Origin of the sequence: Pseudomonas sp. DCB_BI (assembly GCF_026240995.1) — a bacterium.
Taxonomy (GTDB): Bacteria; Pseudomonadota; Gammaproteobacteria; order Pseudomonadales; family Pseudomonadaceae; genus Aquipseudomonas.
The window spans coordinates 204,623-225,643 of record NZ_JAPFCG010000009.1 but is presented as its reverse complement, the minus strand read 5'-3'; the positions used below and the strand labels follow the sequence as shown (position 1 = coordinate 225,643).

19 protein-coding genes are annotated in these 21,021 nt (G+C 62.9%); 3 read left to right on the top strand and 16 right to left on the bottom strand.

From position 1 onward, the window contains the following. The first annotated feature begins 131 nt into the window (after positions 1 to 131). Positions 132 to 776: a cAMP-activated global transcriptional regulator CRP gene (crp, locus tag OO258_RS12410; RefSeq protein WP_110747296.1), complete on the top strand. Its 645-nt coding sequence runs from the start codon at positions 132 to 134 to the stop codon at positions 774 to 776. On the opposite strand, the gene OO258_RS12405 is transcribed toward crp, so the two are convergent. The 4 genes from OO258_RS12405 to OO258_RS12390 form a co-directional block, all read right to left on the bottom strand. Continuing rightward, on the bottom strand, positions 773 to 1,477 hold the full coding sequence (locus tag OO258_RS12405; protein WP_110747323.1) for a lipoate--protein ligase family protein: 705 nt from the start codon (positions 1,475 to 1,477) through the stop codon (positions 773 to 775). The two genes, crp and OO258_RS12405, sit on opposite strands and share 4 nt — an antisense overlap. Before the next feature lie 167 nt (positions 1,478 to 1,644). Further along, positions 1,645 to 2,478, bottom strand: a complete 834-nt coding sequence (gene trpC / locus OO258_RS12400) for an indole-3-glycerol phosphate synthase TrpC (RefSeq protein ID WP_110747293.1) — start codon at positions 2,476 to 2,478, stop codon at positions 1,645 to 1,647. After that, positions 2,475 to 3,524: an anthranilate phosphoribosyltransferase gene (gene trpD, locus OO258_RS12395; RefSeq protein WP_266030725.1), complete on the bottom strand. Its 1,050-nt coding sequence runs from the start codon at positions 3,522 to 3,524 to the stop codon at positions 2,475 to 2,477. The genes trpC and trpD overlap by 4 nt, the downstream gene beginning before the upstream one ends. 9 nt (positions 3,525 to 3,533) lie before the next feature. Then, entirely contained in the window at positions 3,534 to 4,127 is a 594-nt protein-coding gene (locus OO258_RS12390) for an aminodeoxychorismate/anthranilate synthase component II (RefSeq protein WP_110747287.1), read from the bottom strand. Between the two features lie 368 nt (positions 4,128 to 4,495). Between OO258_RS12390 and estP the strand changes: the two genes are divergently transcribed. Then, positions 4,496 to 6,385 (top strand): esterase EstP, encoded by a 1,890-nt coding sequence (estP, locus tag OO258_RS12385; protein ID WP_266030723.1) that lies wholly within the window; start codon positions 4,496 to 4,498, stop codon positions 6,383 to 6,385. Between the two features lie 198 nt (positions 6,386 to 6,583). Here estP and trpE read toward each other — a convergent pair whose 3' ends face one another. The 9 genes from trpE to OO258_RS12340 all read right to left on the bottom strand — a co-directional run bounded on the left by trpE (position 6,584) and on the right by OO258_RS12340 (position 17,368). Then, complete coding sequence (gene trpE / locus OO258_RS12380) at positions 6,584 to 8,065, bottom strand: anthranilate synthase component I (protein WP_266030721.1); 1,482 nt, start codon at positions 8,063 to 8,065, stop codon at positions 6,584 to 6,586. A gap of 69 nt (positions 8,066 to 8,134) precedes the next feature. Then, on the bottom strand, positions 8,135 to 8,953 hold the full coding sequence (locus tag OO258_RS12375; RefSeq protein WP_266030719.1) for a phosphoglycolate phosphatase: 819 nt from the start codon (positions 8,951 to 8,953) through the stop codon (positions 8,135 to 8,137). Continuing rightward, positions 8,950 to 9,624, bottom strand: a complete 675-nt coding sequence (gene rpe / locus OO258_RS12370; protein ID WP_027917448.1) for a ribulose-phosphate 3-epimerase — start codon at positions 9,622 to 9,624, stop codon at positions 8,950 to 8,952. Before rpe ends, OO258_RS12375 begins: the two co-directional genes overlap by 4 nt. A gap of 165 nt (positions 9,625 to 9,789) precedes the next feature. Further along, entirely contained in the window at positions 9,790 to 10,617 is an 828-nt protein-coding gene (locus OO258_RS12365) for an ABC transporter permease (RefSeq protein WP_266030714.1), read from the bottom strand. A gap of 11 nt (positions 10,618 to 10,628) precedes the next feature. Further along, the gene (locus tag OO258_RS12360; RefSeq protein ID WP_266030713.1) at positions 10,629 to 11,876 is read right to left on the bottom strand and encodes an ABC transporter permease; all 1,248 of its coding nucleotides are present in this window, start codon (positions 11,874 to 11,876) and stop codon (positions 10,629 to 10,631) included. Between the two features lie 61 nt (positions 11,877 to 11,937). Further along, positions 11,938 to 12,972 carry an ABC transporter substrate-binding protein gene (locus OO258_RS12355; protein WP_266030711.1) on the bottom strand — a complete coding sequence of 345 codons (1,035 nt, stop codon included), beginning with the start codon at positions 12,970 to 12,972 and terminating at the stop codon, positions 11,938 to 11,940. Between the two features lie 40 nt (positions 12,973 to 13,012). Further along, on the bottom strand, positions 13,013 to 14,137 hold the full coding sequence (locus OO258_RS12350; RefSeq protein WP_110747263.1) for an ABC transporter ATP-binding protein: 1,125 nt from the start codon (positions 14,135 to 14,137) through the stop codon (positions 13,013 to 13,015). Between the two features lie 203 nt (positions 14,138 to 14,340). Next, positions 14,341 to 14,970, bottom strand: coding sequence for a response regulator transcription factor (locus OO258_RS12345; RefSeq protein WP_110747261.1), 630 nt, complete (start codon positions 14,968 to 14,970; stop codon positions 14,341 to 14,343). A gap of 10 nt (positions 14,971 to 14,980) precedes the next feature. Beyond that, positions 14,981 to 17,368, bottom strand: coding sequence for a PAS domain S-box protein (locus OO258_RS12340; protein ID WP_266030708.1), 2,388 nt, complete (start codon positions 17,366 to 17,368; stop codon positions 14,981 to 14,983). 95 nt (positions 17,369 to 17,463) lie between these two features. On the opposite strand from OO258_RS12340, the gene OO258_RS12335 reads away from it, so the two are divergent. Next, positions 17,464 to 18,462 carry an alpha/beta hydrolase family protein gene (locus tag OO258_RS12335; protein ID WP_266030707.1) on the top strand — a complete coding sequence of 333 codons (999 nt, stop codon included), beginning with the start codon at positions 17,464 to 17,466 and terminating at the stop codon, positions 18,460 to 18,462. 38 nt (positions 18,463 to 18,500) lie between these two features. Here OO258_RS12335 and OO258_RS12330 read toward each other — a convergent pair whose 3' ends face one another. From OO258_RS12330 to OO258_RS12320, 3 genes are read right to left on the bottom strand one after another with little or no spacing between them, the layout of a single operon-like run. After that, complete coding sequence (locus OO258_RS12330; protein ID WP_266030705.1) at positions 18,501 to 19,268, bottom strand: TerB family tellurite resistance protein; 768 nt, start codon at positions 19,266 to 19,268, stop codon at positions 18,501 to 18,503. A 1-nt stretch (position 19,269) separates the two neighbouring features. Continuing rightward, entirely contained in the window at positions 19,270 to 19,941 is a 672-nt protein-coding gene (gene murU, locus OO258_RS12325) for an N-acetylmuramate alpha-1-phosphate uridylyltransferase MurU (RefSeq protein ID WP_110747254.1), read from the bottom strand. Continuing rightward, positions 19,938 to 20,957 carry an aminoglycoside phosphotransferase family protein gene (locus OO258_RS12320; RefSeq protein WP_266030704.1) on the bottom strand — a complete coding sequence of 340 codons (1,020 nt, stop codon included), beginning with the start codon at positions 20,955 to 20,957 and terminating at the stop codon, positions 19,938 to 19,940. The genes murU and OO258_RS12320 overlap by 4 nt, the downstream gene beginning before the upstream one ends. Positions 20,958 to 21,021 lie beyond the last annotated feature (64 nt).

The window sequence follows — 21,021 nt, the reverse complement described above, 5'->3', positions numbered from 1 at the left end:
AAAGTACGTGACGTGTCGGTTTACTACCGAAACATACCGTAGTGTCTGATAAGCTGGCGCCAAATGACTGGCGCTTTACGCCAGCCAGCCTCTACAAAAAGCCTATGCCTCGTATCGAACAGGATTTCGTGATGGTCGCCTCTGCCCTACCCGCCAAGATCAAGAACATCGACAAACTGCTGGTGCATTGCCAGCGCCGCCGCTACACCGCCAAAAGCAACATCATCTGCGCCGGCGACCGGGCCGAGACACTGTCGTTCATCATCAAGGGTTCGGTAACCATCATCATCGAGGACGACGACGGCCACGAAATGATCATCGCTTACCTCAACAACGGCGACTTCTTTGGCGAGCTTGGCCTGTTCGAGCCGGTTGACGGTGAACAGCAGCGAAGCGCCTGGGTACGTGCCAAGACCGAATGCGAAGTGGCCGAGATCAGCTACGACAAGTTTCGCGAACTGACGCGCCAAGACCCGGACATCCTCTATGCGCTGGGCAGCCAGATGGCCCAGCGCCTGCGCAACACCACGCGCAAGGTTGGCGACCTGGCATTTTTTGATGTGACCGGTCGGGTTGCCCGTTGCCTGCTGGAGCTGTGCAAGCAGCCCGACGCCATGACCCACCCAGACGGCATGCAGATCAAGATCACCCGCCAGGAAATCGGCCGGATCGTCGGCTGCTCGCGGGAAATGGTCGGCCGCGTCCTCAAGGACCTCGAAGAGCGCAGCCTGGTGCAGGTCAAGGGTAAGACCATGGTGGTCTACGGTACCCGCTAGTCCTTCGGCAGCTCGGCTAGCACCTTGGCATAGGCCTGTGACAGGCGTTCGAACCACGGCGCAGCAGGGGCCACCTCGTGCAAGGCAATGTGCGCATCGGCCCTGCAGCGTTGCTCCAGCTCGCAGCACTCGTTGAAGCGATTCACCGCTGCCACCATCGATTCACGCTCGTTGTCCAGCAGCAACGCCCCGTGCACCAGCACCACCGGGCGTTTGCCGCCCAGGCCTTGGCGCCATCGCTGGGCCGTACCAACCAGCTTGCGGCCGTTCAGGTTGACGTTATAGCGGCCATCGCAGAACGCCCCGTCGATTTCCCCTACCGAGGCTACCCCGCCCCACTCGCGCAACACGTCGCACAGCGGCAGGCACAGGCGCTCGTAGGCGTTTTCGATACGGCCGTGGTCGCCTTCGCTGCGTGGGGCGACGTAGACCAGTGCAACGTTCACGGTCGAATGCGACTGCGGCACCGGCTCACCGCCGGTTTCGCGTAGCAGCACGGGCCAGCCGGCGATGGCCAGCTCAGCGCAGGCAGCCTCGAAATTGTCCAGGCGGCTCATGCGCCGGGGCATGACCAGCGCATGGTCGGTGGGGCGCCAGAACAGCACACCATTGTCGCGCTCGCCGCGGCATACGGCTGCCAGCAGTTCCTGCTCGGCGTGCAGGCCTTGTTCAACGGTCAAGGCCAGGGGTTGATCGGTCATTGATCCACCTTTGATGTTGTTATTGATGGCCTTTTCGCCGGCACGCCCGCTCCCACTGGTGCATCTCAGGTCCATAAGGCGGTGACCATCCTGTGGGAGCGGTCGAGCCAGCGAACGGGCTAGTGCAGGCATACAAAAAAGCCGGCAAGAAAGCCGGCTTCGTTTGATCAGTCCAGTTGCTGAACAGTCTTCTTCACCTGATCCGGGAAGAACAGCCGTTGCAACTCAAGCCCTGGCTGTTCGGCGCGCATGAACGCCTCACCCACCAGGAACGAGTAAACCTCGTTGATAGCCATCAGTTCCACATCGGCCCGGTTCAGAATACCGCTCTCGGTAATCGCCAGGCGATCACGCGGAATGCGCGGCAGCAGGTCGAGGGTGGTTTCAAGGCTGACCTCGAACGTGTGCAGGTTGCGGTTGTTCACCCCTACCAGCGGTGTATCCAGCGTTTTCAGCGCGCGCTCAAGCTCATCACCATCGTGCACTTCTACCAAAACATCGAGGCCGACGTCCTTGGCAGTGGCGGCCAGCTCGGCCATCTTCACGTCATCCAGCGCCGACACGATCAGCAGTACACAGTCTGCACCCAGGGCCCGGGCTTCGACGATCTGGTACGGGTCAACCATGAAGTCCTTGCGGATCACCGGCAGCGAAACCTCTGCGCGAGCCTGCTGCAAGTACTCATCGGCACCCTGGAAGTAATCGACATCGGTCAGCACCGACAGGCAGGTAGCGCCGCCCTTCTCGTAGCTGACAGCGATTTCCGCCGGTACGAAGTTTTCGCGGATCACACCCTTGCTTGGCGAAGCCTTCTTGATTTCGGCAATCACCGCTGGCTGCTTGCGTTTAGCCTGCTCGATCAAGGCATTGGCGAAGCCACGGGGAGCATCGGCGGCCTTGGCCAGGCCCTCCAGCTCAGCCAGACTGATGCGCGCGCTGCGCTCGGCCACTTCCTGGAACTTGCGGGCAATGATCCTTTCCAGCACCGTCGGCACACTCATGCTTCGTTCTCCACCTTGAATACTGCAGTAAAGGCGCCCAGTTCCTGCAGCTTCTCCCAGGCCAGGCCTGTGTGCAGGACGTCATGGGCCAGTTCTACACCGGCTTTCAGGCTCATGGCATGGTCAGCGGCATACAATGCTGCGCCAGCGTTGAGCACGATCATCTCGGCGGCTTTCTGGCCGTTTTCAGTCTTGCGCCGGCCCAGTGCATCGCGGATCAGTTCCAGCGACGCCTGCGGGCTCTCGACGGCCAGGCCATGCAGGCTCTGGCTTTTCATGCCGAGGTCTTCCGGCTCGACCCAGTATTCAGTGATTTCGTCGTTCTTGAGCTCGGCAACAAAGGTGGGGGCAGCCAGGCTGAACTCGTCCAGGCCGTCCTTGGAGTGCACCACCAGCACGTGCTTGCTGCCCAGCCGTTGCAGCACTTCGGCCAGGGGGCGGCACAGGGCCTGGGCGAATACGCCGACCACCTGGTGCTTCACTCCGGCCGGATTCGTAAGCGGGCCGAGCATGTTGAACAGGGTACGCAGGCCCAGATCGCGACGCGGGCCGGCGGCATGTTTCATGGCCGAATGGTGGCTTTGCGCGAACATGAAGCCTATCCCCAAACTGTCGATGCAGCGGGCCACTTGCGTTGGCGTCAGGTTCAGGTAGATGCCGGCAGCTTCCAGCAGGTCAGCACTGCCGCTTTTCCCCGACACCGCGCGATTGCCATGCTTGGCCACGGGGCAGCCCGCCGCTGCCAGGACGAAGGACGAAGCGGTGGAAACGTTGAAAATGTTGGCGCCATCACCGCCGGTACCGACGATATCGACTACACCATCGAGGCTCTGCAGTTCGACCTTGTCGGCCAGCTCGCGCATGACCGAGACGGCACCGACGATTTCGTCGATGCTCTCGCTTTTCATGCGCATGCCCATCAGGAAGGCACCGATCTGCGCTTCGCTGCACTGGCCGGTCATGATCTGGCGCATGACATCGCGCATTTCTTCGGTGGAAAGGTCCAGCTGGCCGACGATACGGCTCAACGCGCTCTTGATATCCATGTTCGATCCTTAGCGGCGGCCGCCGGTCTGCTTGAGGAAATTGGCGAACAGCTCGTGGCCCTGTTCAGTCAGGATCGACTCGGGGTGGAACTGCACCCCCTCGATATTCAGCGTCTTGTGGCGCAGCCCCATGATCTCATCGACCGAACCGTCAGCATGGGCGGTCCATGCGGTCACTTCCAGGCACTCGGGCAAGGTTTCGCGCTTGACCACCAGCGAGTGGTAGCGGGTCACGGTCAGCGGGTGGTTGAGGCCGGTGAACACGCCCAGGTCGCGATGGTGTACCGGGCTGGTCTTGCCGTGCATCACCTGGCGGGCACGCACCACATCACCGCCAAAGGCCTGGCCGATGGACTGGTGCCCCAGGCACACGCCCAGGATCGGCAGCTTGCCGGCAAAGTGCAGGATGGCCTCGATGGACACGCCCGCCTCGCTCGGCGTGCACGGTCCTGGGGATACGACGATGCGCTCGGGGTTAAGGGCTTCGATCTGGGCGATGGTCATTTCGTCATTGCGAATGACCTTGACCTCGGCACCCAGCTCGCCAAGGTACTGAACGACGTTGTAAGTAAAAGAGTCGTAATTGTCGATCATCAGTAACATCGGGTTAAACCTCTTGAATCTACTGACTTCAAAATTTGAACCTTCCTGCTCCTGCCACAGGCGCAGCTTGGCCTTTACAAGGCGGTAGACTGGAAGGCAAACGGGGGCGAGCCGGACGGGCCGGCAGGGGATAAAGTCAGGCGCGCCAACGCCAACGGGCGTGGGCCTTGATTACGCGCATCAAGAGTTTGCTGACGATCAACACAGGATAGGTCTCGCTCATACGTCCCGGCACAGTAGCCTACCGGGGCGACGGGCGCAATATGCCTGTAAACACGGGGAAACGAATGGACTTGGGAGGGATGCCCTGTGATTTGCTAAGGTCGATCGGGTTGTCCTGATAAAAATAAAGAAAAGGATGTTCCCCGATGCGAAAAGCCCCGTTATTGCGCTTTACCCTCGCCACACTCACCCTGGCCTGCAGCCAGGCGTTCGCTGCCCCCTCGCCCTACTCCACGCTGGTCGTGTTCGGCGACAGCCTCGCTGATGCCGGGCAATTCCCCGACCTGACGGGCGGCACTTCGGGAGCCCGCTTCACCAACCGCGATGCCGACGGCAACTTTGCACCCGTGTCACCAATGATCCTCGGCGGGCGGCTGGGCATAGACCCGGACGCGTTGAATCCATCCACCTCGGTCGGCATTCGGCCCGACGGCAATAACTGGGCGGTCGGCGGCTACACGACCCAGCAGATTCTCGATTCAATCACCGAAACCTCACAGACCGTCATCCCACCAGGAAACTCCAATGCCGGGTTGGTGCTGCGCGAGCGCCCCGGCTACCTGGCCAACGGCCTGCGCGCCGATCCCAACGCGTTGTACTACCTCACCGGCGGCGGCAACGACTTCCTGCAAGGCCTGGTAAACAGCCCAGCTGACGCGATAGCCGCTGGTGCCCGCCTGGCGGCCAGCGCGCAGGCTCTGCAGCAAGGTGGCGCGCGCTACATCGTGGTCTGGCTGTTGCCCGACCTTGGCCAAACGCCTAATTTCAGCGGTACCCCGCAACAAAACCCGCTGTCATTGCTGTCCGGTGCTTTCAACCAGTCGCTGCTCAGCCAGCTGCGGCAGGTCGATGCCGAGATCATCCCGCTGAACATCCCCGTGCTGTTGAGTGAGGCATTGGCCAGCCCCAGCCAGTTCGGCCTGGCCAGCGACCAGAACCTGGTCGGCACCTGCTACAGCGGCGAAAGTTGTGTGGAAAACCCGGTTTACGGCATCAACGGCACCACGCCAGACCCCACCAAGCTGCTGTTCAACGACTCGGTACACCCCACCATCGCAGGCCAGCAACTGATTGCCGACTACGCCTACTCGATCCTGTCGGCTCCGTGGGAATTGACCCTGCTGCCGGAAATTGCCCACGCCAGCCTGCGCGCCCATCAGGATGAACTGCGCAACCAGTGGCAGGCACCTTGGCAGGCGGTTGGCCAGTGGCAGGCCTTTGTCGCCACAGGCGCGCAGGATCTGGACTTCGACGGGCAACGCAGTGCAGCCAGCGGCGATGGCCGCGGCTACAACCTGACCGTGGGCGGCAGTTACCGCCTGAACGACGCCTGGCGCGTAGGCTTGGCCGGCGGTGTGTACCACCAGAAGCTGGAAGCCGGCGAACAAGACTCGGACTACAAAATGGACAGCTATCTGGCCAGCGCCTTTGCCCAGTACCGCCAGGACCGCTGGTGGGCCGATGCGGCGCTGACTGCCGGGCACTTGGACTACAGCGACCTCAATCGCACCTTCGCCCTTGGCGTGAACGATCGTAGCGAAAAGGGCGACACCGATGGCGAAGCCTGGGCGATGTCCGGACGTCTGGGCTACAACCTGGCGGCCGACAGCAGCAGTTGGCAGCTAGCGCCTTTCATCAGTGCCGACTATGCACGGGTCAAGGTGGATGGCTACGACGAGAAGAGTGGGCGCTCGACGGCGCTGGGCTTCGATGACCAAGAGCGTACATCACGCCGTTTAGGCGTGGGATTGCTGGGCAGTGTGCAGGTGCTGCCGAGTACCCGGCTGTTTGCCGAGGTGGCACAGGAGCATGAGTTCGAGGATGACCAGCAGGATGTGACGATGCACCTGACCAGCCTGCCGTCGAACGACTTCACCCTGACCGGGTATACCCCTCACAGCGACCTGACCCGGGCGAGCCTGGGGGTAAGCCATGAAGTGGTGGCGGGGGTGCATTTGCGCGGTAATTACAATTGGCGCAAGAGTGATGAGTTGACGCAGCAGGGGATCAGCTTGGGAGTCAGCGTGGACTTTTAAACTGCCGGGGCCGGTTTACGGTCCATTCGCGGGCAAACCCGCACCCATAGTGTTGGTTTGGCAAGGACTCTGTGGGAGCGGGCTTGCCCCGCGAACACCGGCAACGCCGGTGCCATGCACCGCGCGGCCCCCTTCGCGGGACGAGCCCGCTCCCACAATCACAAGTGTTCTCTGCGTGACAGCGCAGCCCCGATCAATTTATCGGGTGGACGTCTGCTCTGCCAACGCCACCGCCCGGAACATCGCCCGGCGCTTGTTGATGGTTTCTTCCCACTCCAGTGCCGGTACCGAGTCGGCAACGATGCCACCCCCGGCCTGCACATGCAGCTCGCCGTCCTTGATCACTGCCGTACGAATGGCAATCGCGGTATCCATGTTACCGTTCCAGGCAAAGTAGCCGACGGCACCACCATAAACCCCACGCTTGACCGGCTCCAGTTCGTCGATGATCTCCATCGCACGAATCTTCGGCGCCCCCGAAAGCGTACCGGCTGGCAGGATCGCCCGCAGTGCATCCATCGCCGTCAGCCCTTCACGTAGCTGGCCGGTGACGTTGGACACAATGTGCATGACGTTGGAGTAACGCTCGATCACCATTTTCTCGGTCAGGCGCACGCTACCGGTCGAGGACACCCGGCCCACGTCGTTGCGTCCCAGGTCGATCAGCATCAGGTGCTCGGCAATCTCCTTGTCGTCCGACAGCAGGTCGTCTTCCAGCGCGCGGTCGGCCTCCTCGGTCGCTCCACGCGGGCGGGTACCAGCGATAGGGCGCACCGTGACCAGGTTGTCTTCGACACGCACCAGCACCTCGGGCGAGCTGCCGACCACATGGAAGTCACCAAAGTTGAAGAAGTACATGTACGGCGTGGGGTTGAAGCAGCGCAACGCGCGGTAGAGGTCGATAGGCGCAGCCTTGAAGTCGATCGACATGCGCTGCGACGGCACTACCTGCATGCAGTCACCGGCCAGGATGTACTCCTTGATTCGGCCGACGGCGTTCTCGTAGTCCTCACGGGTGTAGCTGGAGCGGAATTCCGGCTCGGCAGCCTGCGGGCCGCTCAAGTCCAGGCCTCGGCGCGGAGTGATTGGCTGGCGCAAGGTTTCCAGCAAGCCTTGCAGACGGGCTTGGCCTTGCTCGAAAGCCTGCTCTTCAGCCGGGTCGACCAGCACGATGGCGTGCATCTTGCCGGCCAGGTTGTCGAACACCACTACGGCGTCGGACACCATCAGCAGAATGTCCGGCACGCCCAACGGATCCGGGTTGGGGCTCGCACCCAGGCGTTTTTCCACGTAGCGCACACAGTCGTAGCCGAAGTAGCCAACCAGGCCACCGTTGAAACGTGGCAGGCCAGGGATATCGGCAACCTTGTAGCGGTCCTTGAAGCGCTCGACGAACGCCAGCGGGTCTTCGACATCATGGCTTTCCACCTCGACGCCGTCCTGCAGGACGCTGACGTGGTAGCCATGCACGCGCATCACGGTGCGCGAGGGCAGGCCGATCATCGAGTAGCGGCCCCACTTCTCGCCGCCTTGCACCGATTCAAGCAGGTATGAGTTGGGCTGGTCAGCCAGTTTCAGGTAAATCGACAGCGGCGTGTCGAAGTCGGCCAAGGTTTCACAGGCCAGGGGAATGCGGTTGTAGCCGGCAGCAGCCAGGCGCAGGAATTCTTCGCGGTTCATGAGTAGCCTCGTGGCAAGCAGCAATAGGTCAGGCAAACGGACGGGCCGGCACGCGCCGGCAGGCTCAAGTCAGGCGCGCCAACGCCAACGGGCCAGGGCCTTGATGACTTTCATCCAGAATTTGCCAGTAACCGCCACGGTGGACTCTCTGTCTTGTGAGGCTTGAAGGTCCGCCAACGTTATCCCAGTGGCCGGGTCTGCGCAACCGGGCAGCAATGCGCGGAGGTCGTCGATCACCAGGCTGGGAGTTTCGTCGTGGATCGGCCGCCCATGGTTGTAGCCGTAGGTCAGGCCCACGCACTGCACGCCTGCCGCCTTGGCCGCCAGTACATCACTACGCGAGTCGCCGACGAACAGCGATTGCTGCGGGGTAACGCCGGCCATTTGCATGACGAACAGCAGCGCAGCCGGGTCGGGCTTTTTCTGAGGCAGCGTGTCACCGCCGATGATCCAGCGAAAGTAGCGACCGATCTTCATCTGGTCCAGCAAGGGGGCGACGAAGCGCTCTGGCTTGTTGGTGATCAGCGCCATTTCCACGCCCTGCTTCTGCAACCAACGCAGGGTGTCTTTCACACCGGGGTAGAGCACGGTGAGCTCATGGCTTTCGGCATAGGCGTCCATGAACAGCGCCAGGCCCTGTTCGGCCAGGGCATCATCCACGGTTTCATGCTCGATGCCACCGGCAAGGGCACGGCGCACCAGCACCTGGGCGCCGTTGCCAACCCAGTGGCGCACCGCCTCAAGGCCTGCAGGCGGGCGCCCCAGTTCGAGCAGCATGCGGTCCACGGCGGCGGCCAGGTCTGGCACGGAGTCGATCAGGGTACCGTCCAGATCGAACATCACCAGCCTGGGCAGCGTCCCCGGGAACAGCTGCTCGAAGCCGCTCATGGGCGGGCCTGGGCCAGTTCGGCGCGCATCTTGGCAATGACTTCCTGGTAGTCCGGGGCATTGAAGATCGCGGAACCGGCCACGAAGGTGTCGGCGCCAGCAGCAGCGATCTCGCGGATGTTGTTGACGTTGACACCACCGTCGATTTCCAGACGGATATCACGGCCGCTGGCATCGATCAACGCACGCGCCTCACGCAGCTTGTCGAGGGTGCCGGGGATAAACTTCTGCCCGCCGAAGCCTGGGTTGACGCTCATCAGCAGCACCATGTCGACCTTGTCCATCACGTACTTCAGGGCGTCCAGGCTGGTGGCCGGGTTGAACACCAGGCCAGCCTTGCAGCCACCGTCCTTGATCAGCTGCAGCGAACGGTCGATGTGCTGCGATGCTTCCGGGTGGAAGGTGATGTAGGTGGCGCCGGCTTCGATGAAGTCGCCGATGATGCGATCGACCGGGCTGACCATCAGGTGCACGTCGATGGGTGCGGTGACGCCGTACTTACGCAGGGCGGTGCACACCATCGGGCCGATGGTCAGGTTGGGAACGTAGTGGTTGTCCATGACATCGAAGTGGACGATGTCGGCACCCGCAGCCAATACCTTGTCGACGTCCTCGCCCAGGCGGGCGAAATCGGCAGAGAGAATGGAGGGGGCAATAGCGTAGGGCTGCATGGCGCACCTGTTGGCAGAATCACGGTGGCGCGCATTGTAACTCAGGGAAGTGGATGAGGTCTGATTAGCGTCAACCTGCACCGGCGTCTTCGCGGCTAAAGCCGCCCCCAAAAGGGTATGCAAGCCCTGTGGGAGCGGCTTTAGCCGCGAAGACCCCGGCCATCGTCAGGCAGGTTGTTGAGTCCTGAGCTTCTCGCTACGCCCGCGGAGCCATTCCAGGGTCAGCAGCAACACTACCGAGAAAGCAATCAGCAAGGTCGCCGCCGCCGCAATGGTCGGGCTCAGGTTTTCGCGAATACCGCTGAACATCTGCCGCGGCAGGGTGGCCTGCTCCGGCCCGGCGAGGAACAGCGTCACCACTACTTCGTCGAACGAGGTGGCAAACGCGAACAGCGCTCCCGAGATTACCCCGGGGGCGATCAGCGGCAGGGTGACCCGGCGGAAGGTCAGCAGTGGCGAAGCCCCCAGGCTGGCTGCCGCACGCACCAGGTTGTAGTTGAAGCCCTGCAAGGTCGCCGACACGGTGATGATGACGAACGGCACACCCAGCACCGCATGCACCAGGATCAGCGAGGTGAAGCTGTTGCCCATGCCAAGCGGCGCGAAGAACAGGTAGCTGGCCACACCGATGATCACCACCGGTACCACCATCGGCGAAATCACCAGCGCCATGACCAGCGATTTACCGGGGAAATCCCCGCGGGTCAGACCGATGGCCGCCAGGGTGCCGAACACCATGGCCAGCACCGTGGCCGCCGGGGCGACGATGATGCTGTTCTTCAACGCCCGCATCCACTCGGCCGAGCCAAAGAAGTCCTGATACCACTGCAGCGAGAAGCCCTGCAGCGGATACACCAGGAAGCTGCCACTGTTGAACGACAGCGGCACGATCACCAGCACCGGCAAGATCAGGAAGAGCAGGATCAGGCCGCATAGAATGCGCAGGCTGTAGTACCAGACCCGCTCCACGGGCGACATGTAAGGGCTCAGCATGACAAGGCTCCTCAGCTCAGGCGCAGGCGGCTGGCGCCGACCAGCCAGCTATAGATCAGGTACAACAGCACAGTCGCCAGCAGCAACAGCCCACCCAGTGCGGTAGCCATGCCCCAGTTGATGCTGGTGTTGGTATAGAAGGCCACGAAGTAGCTGACCATCTGGTCGTTCGGGCTGCCCAGCAGCGCCGGGGTGATGTAGTAGCCGATGGCCAGGATGAACACCAACAGGCAACCGGCGCCTACACCGGCGTAGGTTTGCGGAAAGTAAACCCGCCAGAAGCTGGCGAACGGGTGGCAGCCCAGGGAGATCGCCGCGCGCATGTAGCTAGGCGAAATGCCCTTCATCACGCTGTACAGCGGCAGGATCATGAACGGCAGCAGGATATGCACCATCGAGATGTACACACCGGTGCGGTTGAACACCAGTTCCAGCGGCTGGTCGATGATGCCTATTGCCATCAGCGCGCTGTTGATCAGGCCGCCGGACTGCAGCAACACGATCCACGCTGCCACCCGCACCAGGATCGAAGTCCAGAACGGCAGCAGCACCAAAATCATCAGCAGGTTGCTCTGCCGGGTCGGCAGGTTGGCCAGCAGGTATGCCAGCGGGTATGCCAGCACCAGGCAGATGGCGGTAATCACCACACCCATCCACAGGGTGCGGGCAAAGATGTCCAGGTAAATGGCCTGGTCCGGGGTAGCCTTGGCCAGTTCGCCAAGGTCGTCGATACGATGGTCGAGCGAAGCCAGCAAGTAGAACGAGGTCACGGTGCTGGTGTTGCGGCGAATCGCCTGCCAGTAGGCCGGGTCGCCCCAGCGCTCGTCGAGGGTTTGCAGCGCATCTTTATAGGAGGCAGGCTCACTTTTGAACGGCAAGGCCCGCGCTGTCTTGGTCAACAAGCTGCGGTAGCCGGCCAGTTCCATGTTCAGGCGCTTGGAGAGGTCGCCCAGGGTCTGGTTCTTGCGCGACTCGGCCAGGTCTTGGCTCAGCGCCTTGTACACGTCCTCGCCGGGCAGGCTCTTGCCATCCCACTGGCTGATGACCTCAACCGTACGCGGCAGGCCGCCGACCACCTCCGGGTTGCCGACGCTCTTGTACAGCAGCGCCGCGATCGGCACCAGGAACACCAGCAAAAGGAACAGCGCCAGCGGCGCGATCAACGCCTGCGCCTTCCAGCGGTTGACCCGCTCGGCGTGCTTGAGGCGCTGCTTGAGACTTGGACCTGCGCCTTCGTTGAGGGGCACTGCAATGGCCATGGCGAACTCCGCGATACGAAACTGAATTGGGGCCGCAAAGCGGCCCCCTTACGCTGGTCGTTTACTTCTTCGCAGCCCAGGCGTTGAAGCGTTGCTCCAGCTGCTCGCTGTTGTCAGCCCAGAAGGCCACGTCGATTTGTACCTGGTTGGCGATGTTTTCAGGCGTGGTCGGCATGTCCTTCTTCACCTCTTCCGACAGCAGGCTCACCGCCTTGGCGTTGGCCGGGCCGTAGGCGATGTTCTCGGAGTAAATCTTCTGCTGCTCGGGCTTGACGCTGTAGGCGATGAATTTCTTCGCCTCTTCGACGTTCTTGGCGCCTTTAGGAATTGCCCATGCATCGAAGTCGTAGATGCCGCCGTTCCACACCACCTTGAGGTTGCTCTCTTTTTGCACAGCGGCAATACGGCCGTTGTAGGCAGAGCTCATGACCACGTCGCCTGAAGCCAGGAATTGCGGTGGCTGTGCGCCAGCTTCCCACCACTGAATGCTGGGCTTGAGTTCATCGAGTTTTTTGAAGGCGCGGTCCTGGCCTTCCTTGGTCGCCAGCACTTTGTAGACGTCCTTGGGCGCAACACCGTCAGCCATCAGTGCGAATTCCAACGTGTACTTGGCGCCTTTGCGCAGGCCACGCTTGCCTGGGAACTGCTTGGTATCCCAGAAATCGGCCCAACTGGTAGGTGCGGTCTTGAGCTTGTCGGCGTTGTAGGCCATGACCGTGGACCAGACGAAGAAGCCCACACCGCAAGGCTGGATGGCACCGGGCACGTAGTCGTCCTCGCTGCCGAACAGGGCTGGGTCGAGCTCTTCGAACATGCCCTCATCGCAACCGCGCGCCAGCTCTGGCGACTCAACCTCTACCAGGTTCCACGACACGCTCTTGGTGTCGACCATCGCCTTGACCTTGGCCATTTCGCCGTTGTACTCACCGGCGACGATCTTGCCATTACCCGCCTTCTCCCATGGCTCGTAGAACGCTTTGACCTGGGCAGCCTTGTTAGCGCCGCCGAACGAGATCACGGTGAGGTCTGCGGCCATGGCCTGGCCAGCGGCGAACAGCCCCAGGGCCAGGGCGGTCAGTTTCAACTGCTTGCGCATTATTATTCTCTCCACAGTACAGGGTTGGTGAAGCAATCCATCAATGGGCTTCGGCAATCGGATCGAGCGCGCGGGCGTGCTCCACCTCCCAGCCCAGCGGTACCACATCGCCCACGGCCAGGGCCGGGTCGAGCTCGGCAATTGGCTGTTTCACGAAGAAGTCGCCCTTGCCGCAAACTTCCAGGCGCACCCGCACGTGGTCGCCCAGGTAAATGAATTCGGCCACCCGGCCAGAAAAGCGGTTGACGCAGCTTTCGCTGTGGCCATTCAGGCGCACCCGCTCCGGGCGGATAGACAGGGTCACCGGCTCGCCGGCCTGGCCGACATTCACCGCCAGCGCCTCGACCCGCTCACCACGTGGCAACTGCACCTGGCAGCGCTTGCCATCGCTGGCCAGCAGGGTGCCGTTGATACGGTTGTTCTCGCCGATGAAGTTGGCAACGAAGGTGTTGCAGGGTTCTTCATACAGCGTGCGCGGGTCGGCGATCTGCTGGATTTCGCCCTGGTGGAACACCGCCACACGGTCGGACATGGTCAGTGCTTCACCCTGGTCGTGGGTCACGTACACCACGGTCACGCCCAGGCGCTGGTGGATGTGCTTGATCTCCATCTGCATATGTTCACGCAGTTGTTTGTCCAGGGCGCCCAACGGTTCATCCATCAGCACCAGCTGCGGCTCGAACACCAGTGCGCGGGCCAGCGCCACGCGCTGCTGCTGGCCGCCGGACAGCTGGCCCGGGTAGCGTTTGGCAAAGGCATCGAGCTGGACCATGTTCAGCACGCGCTTGACCCGCTCGCTGATGTCGGTCTTGCTCAGGTTGCGCACGCTCAGGGGGAAGGCCAGGTTCTCGGCAACGGTCATGTGCGGGAACAGCGCGTAGTTCTGGAACACCATGCCGATGTCGCGTTTGTGCGGCGGCACGTTGTTGATCGAGCGCCCGGCCAGCTGGATTTCGCCGGCGGTGGGGGTTTCGAAGCCGGCCAGCATCATCAGGCTGGTGGTCTTGCCCGAACCGGACGGGCCAAGCAGGGTGAGGAATTCGCCCTTGCGGATATCCAGGTTGAGGTCTTTGACGATCAGCGACTCGCCGTCGTAGCTCTTCTGCACACCACGGAAGCTGACCAGCGTTTCGCTGGTTGCAGCGTTCGACTTCGCCTCGCTCATGCCTGCACCTTCTTGTTGGATGACTGCGTAGGCAAAAGAGTAGAAGAGGCGCAAGCGCCCGGAAATCGGGGGTGCTGAGAGAATGCCATCATCCTAATGGAAAATTCGTTGTAGGGATTGCCCTACAACAATGGCGGGATTGGAATGCTCCCCCGCGCCCTGCTCCCACAGGGACTCGCTACAGGCCGCAAGACATGTCGCAATCAGACCAGCTTGTGCTCCATGGCATACTTCACCAGCTCCGCCAGCGAGTTCACCTTGAGCTTCTGCATCAACCGCGCCTTGTGGGTGCTGATGGTTTTGCTCGACAGCGCCAGCTGCTGGGCGATGTCGTTGACGTTGGCGCCCTGAGCCAGGCGCTCGAACACCGAAAACTCCCGCTCTGACAGTAGCGTATGCAAGGGCCGGGACTCGGTCAGGCCGACTTCGAACACCATGCGGTCGGCCAGTGCCGGGTCAATATAGCGCCCGCCACCGGCTACCCGGCGAATCGCGGTCAGCAACAGCGCCGGGTCACTGTCTTTGGTGGCATAACCCGCCGCGCCAGCTTTCAGCGCCCGGGCCGCCATCTGCGCTTCATCGTGCATCGACAGCATCAGGATCGCCGGCGCATCGTGCAGCGCGCGGATCCGCGGAATGGCCTCCAGGCCGTTCACCCCCGGCATCGAGATATCCAGCAGTACCACCTCGCAGGGCGTGTGCCGGAGGGTTTCGAGCAACTGCTCGCCATTGCCGGCCTCCCCCACCACCTGCATGTCCTTGGCCAGGCCAATCAACTGCTTGATGCCTTCGCGGACAATGGTGTGGTCTTCAGCCACCAGCACTCGAATCACGCTTGTTCTCCTACTCCAACGGAATGGCCACGCTCAGGCTGGTGCCTTCGCCCGGTTGACTGTCCAGAACCATGCTGCCGCCCAGCATCAGCACCCGCTCGCGTACCCCTACCAGGCCAAACGAGGTGGGCCTGGTCTGCTCACGGCAAAAACCCTGGCCGTCATCGCTGACGGTCATGCGCAACTGCCCGTTCTCACGCACCAGCTCAATCTCCACAGTATGGGCCTGGGCGTGACGCATCACGTTGGTCAGCGCTTCCTGGAGGATGCGGAACAACCCGGTGGCCTTGGCATCGCTCAATGCTGGCAGATTATCCGGTACTTGCACCAGACAAGGGATCTGCGTGCGCGCCTCAAACCGCCGTGCCTGCCACTCGATGGCCGAGGCAATGCCGGCATCGAGGATCGGCGGGCGCAAGGCGGTGGCCACGTCGCGTACCAGCTGGAACAACTGGGCGATCAGACGCTTCATGCTGGCCAGGCGCTCGTTCAGGCCCGGGTCCAACTCGGCGAAAGCCAGCTCGCACATCGACACCTCCAGCTTGAGCACGGTGAGCATCTGCCCCAGCTCATCATGCACTTCCCGGGCGATGCGGGCCTTCTCCTCCTCGCGCACGCTCTCCAGGTGGGCCGACAGCTCGCGTAGCTGCTCCTGGGATTTGGCCAACGCCAACTCGGCCCGCTTGCCCTGGGTGATATCCCACACCACACCGTCCCATACCACCTGGCCGTTACCCAGGTGCCGGGCACTGGCCTTGATGTCGGCCCAGCGCTGTTCACCTTCGCGGGTAAGGATGCGCCCCTGCCAGGACCAGTCCTGATCGCTGGCGAGCGCCAAGTCCTGCACCCGATGGTAATCGGCGCGGTCTTCGGGGTGCACGAGGTTGCGCAGGCCCATCTGCGGGTGCTGAATCTCGCTGGGTGCATAGCCCACCAAAGCCTCGCTGCCCTCGCTGATGTAGGGGAATTCCAGGTCGCCCTCGGCCGGGTCACGCTCCAGCCGAAACACCAGCCCTGGTACGTTGCCGGCGATGCCTTTGAGCCGCGCCTCGCTTTCGCGCAGGGCCGCCAGGGCACGGTGGCGCTCGGTAACATCGGCAAGGTAGACCACCAGGTACTCGGAATCACGAAAGCGCAGAAAACTCAGGGACAGCTCCACCGGCAGCAAGCTGTGGTCAGCCCGACGGCACTGCGTTTCGAACTGGCCGACACCACCCGCCCCAGCGCGCGCACCCTTCCACAGCTCCAGCCAGCGGTCCATGTTCAGGCTTGGCTCGAAGGCGCTCAGCGGCTGCTCCAGCAACTCGCCCTCGGCATAACCCAGCATGCGCTCGGCGGCGTGGTTGGCGTAGCGCACATGGCTGTCCCAGTTGACCCAGAGGATGCCCACCGTGCTTTGGTCGATGGCGAACTGGCTCAAGCGCAATGCCTCTTCGCGCACCTGGCGCTCCACCAGGCTCTCACGCGTGGTCAGCAGGCTGCGCTCCAGCTGACGTTGCTGCCTGCGTTGCCACACCAGGGTGGCCAAAGCACACAACAACAGCATGCCGAGCAGCAAGGCCAGGTTCTGCCAGAAACCAGGCGATTCACTCAGGCGCGGGTACTTCGGCTGCAGCCAACGCTGGTGCAGTTGCTCCAGTTCCTTGGCCGGCAGCGCCTGCAGGCCACGTTCAAGCACATCGGCCAACAGAGGCCAATCGCGTCGCGAACCAATTCGCAGCAGCTGCGGCAGGCCGATATCACCAACCACTGCCAGCTCGCCGAACTCGCTCTCACGTGACAAGCGGCTGAGCTGCGCTTCATCCAGCACCGCGAAACTGGCTTGGCCGCCCACTACCAGTTGCAATGCCTCCCGCTCGTTGGGTACGCCCTGCAGGTTGAGGTTGCCGTAGTTACTGCGCAGGTAATCCGCCAGCTGGCTTGGCATGCGCACCGCCACGCGCTGCTCGGGCTCAAGCCGTTCCAGCTCCAAGGCCATGGCCCCGGTGCGCGGCCCTACCACCAATTGCGGTACGCGCATGTAGGGGTCGCTGAACAACCACAAGCGCAGGCTGGCCGGGGTCTGGGTAAGCCCCGGGGCAAAGTCGATTTCGCCGCTCTGCAGGGCATGCTCCAGGCTGGCCTGGTCGCTGAAGTTGCGCCAGGTAAGGTCCAGCTGTAGCACCTGCGCCAGGCTGCTGACCAGCTCCACATTGGCCCCGTAGAGTTGCTGCAGCCGCCGGTCAAATTGTGCATAGGGTGCCTGCAGCACCAGGCCGACCCGCAAACTGCGGTGCGTGTCCAGCCACTGCTGTTGGCCAGGCTCCAGCACAACGGCGGGCAGCGCCTCAGGCCTGGCAAATGCAATCAAGGGCAGCCACAAGCAGCCGATAACCAACAGGCGATGCACTCGCTTCATCTACACGCTCGTCTTGGCAAAGGCGGCCCTGCAGCATGGCCGTCACGGGCAAATACTATTAGGCTGCCGGTATCATTCTGGCCTTGGGTTGACTCATGTCCACACTTTATCGCACGACGCTGGCAATGTGCTGCCTGGCCTCGATCCTTCCACTCGGTGCCCTGGCCGCCGACGCCGAAAAACCACCTGCCGCCGCTGCCGCCCCCGCTGCCGAAGCGCCGCGCCCGCCGCTTCTGGAGCGTAGCCAAGAAGATGCCCAGGCCCTCGAGCGGCTGGTGCCCAAGGCCGAGCAGCAAACCCTGCAAGCGGGTGCCGACAGCTTCCTGGCCCTGTGGAAACCGGCCAACGACAGTGACCCGCAAGGGGCTGTGATCATCGTCCCCGGCGCCGGTGAAACGGCTGACTGGCCAAATGCCGTTGGCCCCCTACGGCAAAAATTCCCCGACATTGGCTGGCACAGCCTGAGCATAAGCCTGCCCGACCTGCTCGCCGACAGCCCGCAGGCACGGGTGGAGGCCAAGCCAGCCGCCGAGCCCGAAAAACCCCAAGGTGAAAGCGCACCGGCCAAGGACGTACCCGCCGACGCCAACGCCAACGTCGCCCAGGCCACTGCGGCCGATGCCGACACTGCGCAAAGCACCGATGCCGAGTTGGCCAGCGAACAGACCGACCCGGCCGATGCCGAACGCATTTTTGCCCGCCTGGATGCCGCCGTGGCGTTTGCCCAGCAGCACAATGCGCGCAGCATCGTGCTGATCGGCCATGGCAGCGGTGCATATTGGGCAGCCCGCTACCTGAGCGAGAAGCAACCGCCGCAGGTGCAGAAGCTGGTAATGGTGGCTGCGCAGACGCCGGCGCGGGTGGAGCATGACCTGGAAAGCCTGGCGCCGACTTTGACGGTGCCTACAGCCGATATCTACTACGTCACCCGCAGTAGCGATCGCAGCGCAGCCGAGTTGCGGCTGCAAGCCAGCAAGCGGCAGAAAGACAGCCAGTACCGCCAGTTGTCGCTGATGGCCATGCCTGGGAACAAGGCGGCCGAGCAAGAGCAATTGTTCCGCCGGGTGCGGGGGTGGATGAGCCCGCAGGGCTGAGCCGAGATCGCCGGGGCCGCTCTGCGGCTCCGGCTATTTCAAAGCCCCCGCCGCTTGCGGATCATGGCATAGGCCTGGTGCAACTCGCGGGTGCGCTCGGTTGCCTCACGTACCTGCGCCTCGCTGGCACCGGTACCTGCCAGCTTGTCCGGGTGATGCCGACTGACCAGCCGGCGATACGCCTGCTTGATCTTGTCGACATCGGTATCCGCCTCGACCGCCAGCAAGCGCAGCGCCGCCGCATAGGTCATGGCCACCCCTTCCGTTCCGGCAGCCTTGCGTGGTTCGTAGTCCAGCGACATGGCCTGCACTTGGCGCCGGCTGAGGCCCAGTTGCTGGCCCCAGTCCAGCAACAGTTCGCGCTCCTTGTTACCCATCTTGCCGTCGGCCCAGACCATGCGCCAGCAAGCCCGCAAGGTCCCTTCTGCCGCATGTGGCTGCTCGCGAATACGGCGCAGATGGCCGCCCAGGCGGTCTTTGCCCGCCTTGCCGCGGTTGAACGCATTGATGGCGCGCAAGCGGGCAGGCTCGGCCAAGTCCAGGCGCACCATTTCCTGGCGTGCCTGCCGAATATGCTGCTCGGCTACCCGGCCATCGCTCTTGGCCAGGCGCCCGAGCATCACGAACAGCAATTCGTCGTCAGCCAATGCCGGGCGCCCACTCAGCCGTTCGCGCATGTCCTCCCATCCTTGCAGGCGCAAATGGCGGTCAAAAGCCTGGCCGAGCACCACGCCGAGCAGGGCGCCGGGGATACTCGCCACGGCGAAGCCGGCGCCGGCGCCAATCAGTGTGCCTGCCCACCACATGTCAGGCGCGCTCGCCGATCAGGCGCTCGGCTTCGGCCAGGCGCTCGAGCGTACCAACGTCAACCCAGTGGCCGCGGTAGTGCTCACCCGTGACCTGCCCGGCCGCCATGGCCTGGCGCAGCAACGGGGCCAGCTTGAAGGCCCCGGCCTGGCAACCCTCGAACAGCGCCGGGTGCAGCACCGAGATGCCACTGAAAGTCAGCGTGCCCGGTGCGTCGTCGCCATCAACCACCTGCTCGCCCGCCAGGCGGAAGTCGCCACGGCCATGATGGCCTGGGTTATCGACCAGCACCAGGTGAGCCAGGCCCTGCCGGGGAACCAGCAGACGTGCGAAGTCGTAGTCGGTCCAGACATCGCCGTTCACCAACAGGAAGGGCGCATCACCCAGCAAAGGCAGCGCCTTGAAGATGCCGCCGCCGGTTTCCAGCGGCTCACCCTCAGGCGAGTAGCGGATGCCCAGGCCGAAACGGCTGCCATCTCCCAGGTGATCTTCGATTTGCTGGCCGAGCCAGGCATGGTTGATCACCACCTCGGTAACGCCCGCAGTCGCCAGTGCGCGCAGGTGGTATTCGATCAGCGGCTGGCCGGCGACCGGGACCAGCGGTTTCGGGGTATGCAGGGTCAGCGGGCGCATGCGCTCGCCTTTACCCGCTGCCAGGATCATTGCCTTCATGCACGCGCTCCGGCCTGCAACTCTGCAATCAGTTCACCCAGCTCCGCCAATTCGGGCCGGCGACCGATCACTTCTTCTATATAGGCGAAGAAACGCGGCACGTCGCCCAGGTAACGCGGCTTGCCGTCGCGGTGGCAGATGCGCGCGAAAATGCCGATCACCTTGAGGTGCCGCTGTACACCCATCAGGTCGCTGGCGCGCTGGAAGGCCTCGAAATCAGGCTGCACCGGGATGCCGGCAGCCAATGCTTTCTGCCAGTAATCACGCAGCCAGCCTTCGACCCGCGCCTGGGGCCAGCTGAGGAAGGCATCCTTGAACAGGCAGGTGATGTCGTAGGTGACCGGGCCGTACACAGCATCCTGGAAGTCCAGCACGCCAGGGTTCGGGCTGCTCTGCATCAGGTTGCGCGGCATGTAGTCGCGGTGCACCAGCACCTTGGGCTGCGCCAGGGCGCTGTCGATCAACTGCTGGCTGACGCGCTGCCAGGTGGCCTTCTGGCTATCGCTGAGGGCCAGGCCAAGCTCACGCCCCACGTACCATTCGGGGAACAGTTCAACTTCGCGGCGCAGCAGGGCGTCGTCGTAGCAGGGCAACTGCGCGTCCATCGGCAGACGTTGGAATTTCAGCAGCGCGTCGATGGCGTCGGCAAACAGGCTGTCGGCGTTGTCGGCATCGATGATGTCTAGGTATGTCTGGTGGCCCAGGTCGCCCAGCAGCAGGAACCCGCGCTCCAGGTCCTGAGCGTGAATCAGCGGCACATGCACGCCGGCGCTGGCCAGCAGGTGATCGATGGCGACGAACGGTCGGCAGTTCTCCTGGGGCGGCGGTGCATCCATCACCACGAAACTGTGGCCAGCGCCCTGCCAGCGGAAGTAACGACGGAAGCTGGCGTCGCTGCTGGCTGCGGTCAGGCTGCCTGCGGGCACTTCGCCCCAGGCGTTGTTCCGGAAAAGATCATTGAGCTGCTCAGCGAGCCAGACCGTCAGTTGTTGCAGGCGTACATCGTGTTCAGGCATTACAAGGGTCTCCGACGGCCCTAGCCGTCAAGCGGGTCATGCTTTATTATCCAGCATCTTTTTC

Excerpts from the sequence above, each read along its gene's own strand:
- crp (WP_110747296.1), top strand. The coding sequence starts at position 132 with ATGGTCGCCTCTGCCCTACCCGCCAAGATCAAGAACATCGACAAACTG.
- OO258_RS12405 (WP_110747323.1), bottom strand. The coding sequence starts at position 1,477 with ATGACCGATCAACCCCTGGCCTTGACCGTTGAACAAGGCCTGCACGCC.
- trpC (WP_110747293.1), bottom strand. The coding sequence starts at position 2,478 with ATGAGTGTGCCGACGGTGCTGGAAAGGATCATTGCCCGCAAGTTCCAG.
- trpD (WP_266030725.1), bottom strand. The coding sequence starts at position 3,524 with ATGGATATCAAGAGCGCGTTGAGCCGTATCGTCGGCCAGCTGGACCTT.
- OO258_RS12390 (WP_110747287.1), bottom strand. The coding sequence starts at position 4,127 with ATGTTACTGATGATCGACAATTACGACTCTTTTACTTACAACGTCGTT.
- estP (WP_266030723.1), top strand. The coding sequence starts at position 4,496 with ATGCGAAAAGCCCCGTTATTGCGCTTTACCCTCGCCACACTCACCCTG.
- trpE (WP_266030721.1), bottom strand. The coding sequence starts at position 8,065 with ATGAACCGCGAAGAATTCCTGCGCCTGGCTGCTGCCGGCTACAACCGC.
- OO258_RS12375 (WP_266030719.1), bottom strand. The coding sequence starts at position 8,953 with ATGAGCGGCTTCGAGCAGCTGTTCCCGGGGACGCTGCCCAGGCTGGTG.
- rpe (WP_027917448.1), bottom strand. The coding sequence starts at position 9,624 with ATGCAGCCCTACGCTATTGCCCCCTCCATTCTCTCTGCCGATTTCGCC.
- OO258_RS12365 (WP_266030714.1), bottom strand. The coding sequence starts at position 10,617 with ATGCTGAGCCCTTACATGTCGCCCGTGGAGCGGGTCTGGTACTACAGC.
- OO258_RS12360 (WP_266030713.1), bottom strand. The coding sequence starts at position 11,876 with ATGGCCATTGCAGTGCCCCTCAACGAAGGCGCAGGTCCAAGTCTCAAG.
- OO258_RS12355 (WP_266030711.1), bottom strand. The coding sequence starts at position 12,972 with ATGCGCAAGCAGTTGAAACTGACCGCCCTGGCCCTGGGGCTGTTCGCC.
- OO258_RS12350 (WP_110747263.1), bottom strand. The coding sequence starts at position 14,137 with ATGAGCGAGGCGAAGTCGAACGCTGCAACCAGCGAAACGCTGGTCAGC.
- OO258_RS12340 (WP_266030708.1), bottom strand. The coding sequence starts at position 17,368 with ATGAAGCGAGTGCATCGCCTGTTGGTTATCGGCTGCTTGTGGCTGCCC.
- OO258_RS12335 (WP_266030707.1), top strand. The coding sequence starts at position 17,464 with ATGTCCACACTTTATCGCACGACGCTGGCAATGTGCTGCCTGGCCTCG.
- OO258_RS12330 (WP_266030705.1), bottom strand. The coding sequence starts at position 19,268 with ATGTGGTGGGCAGGCACACTGATTGGCGCCGGCGCCGGCTTCGCCGTG.
- murU (WP_110747254.1), bottom strand. The coding sequence starts at position 19,941 with ATGAAGGCAATGATCCTGGCAGCGGGTAAAGGCGAGCGCATGCGCCCG.
- OO258_RS12320 (WP_266030704.1), bottom strand. The coding sequence starts at position 20,957 with ATGCCTGAACACGATGTACGCCTGCAACAACTGACGGTCTGGCTCGCT.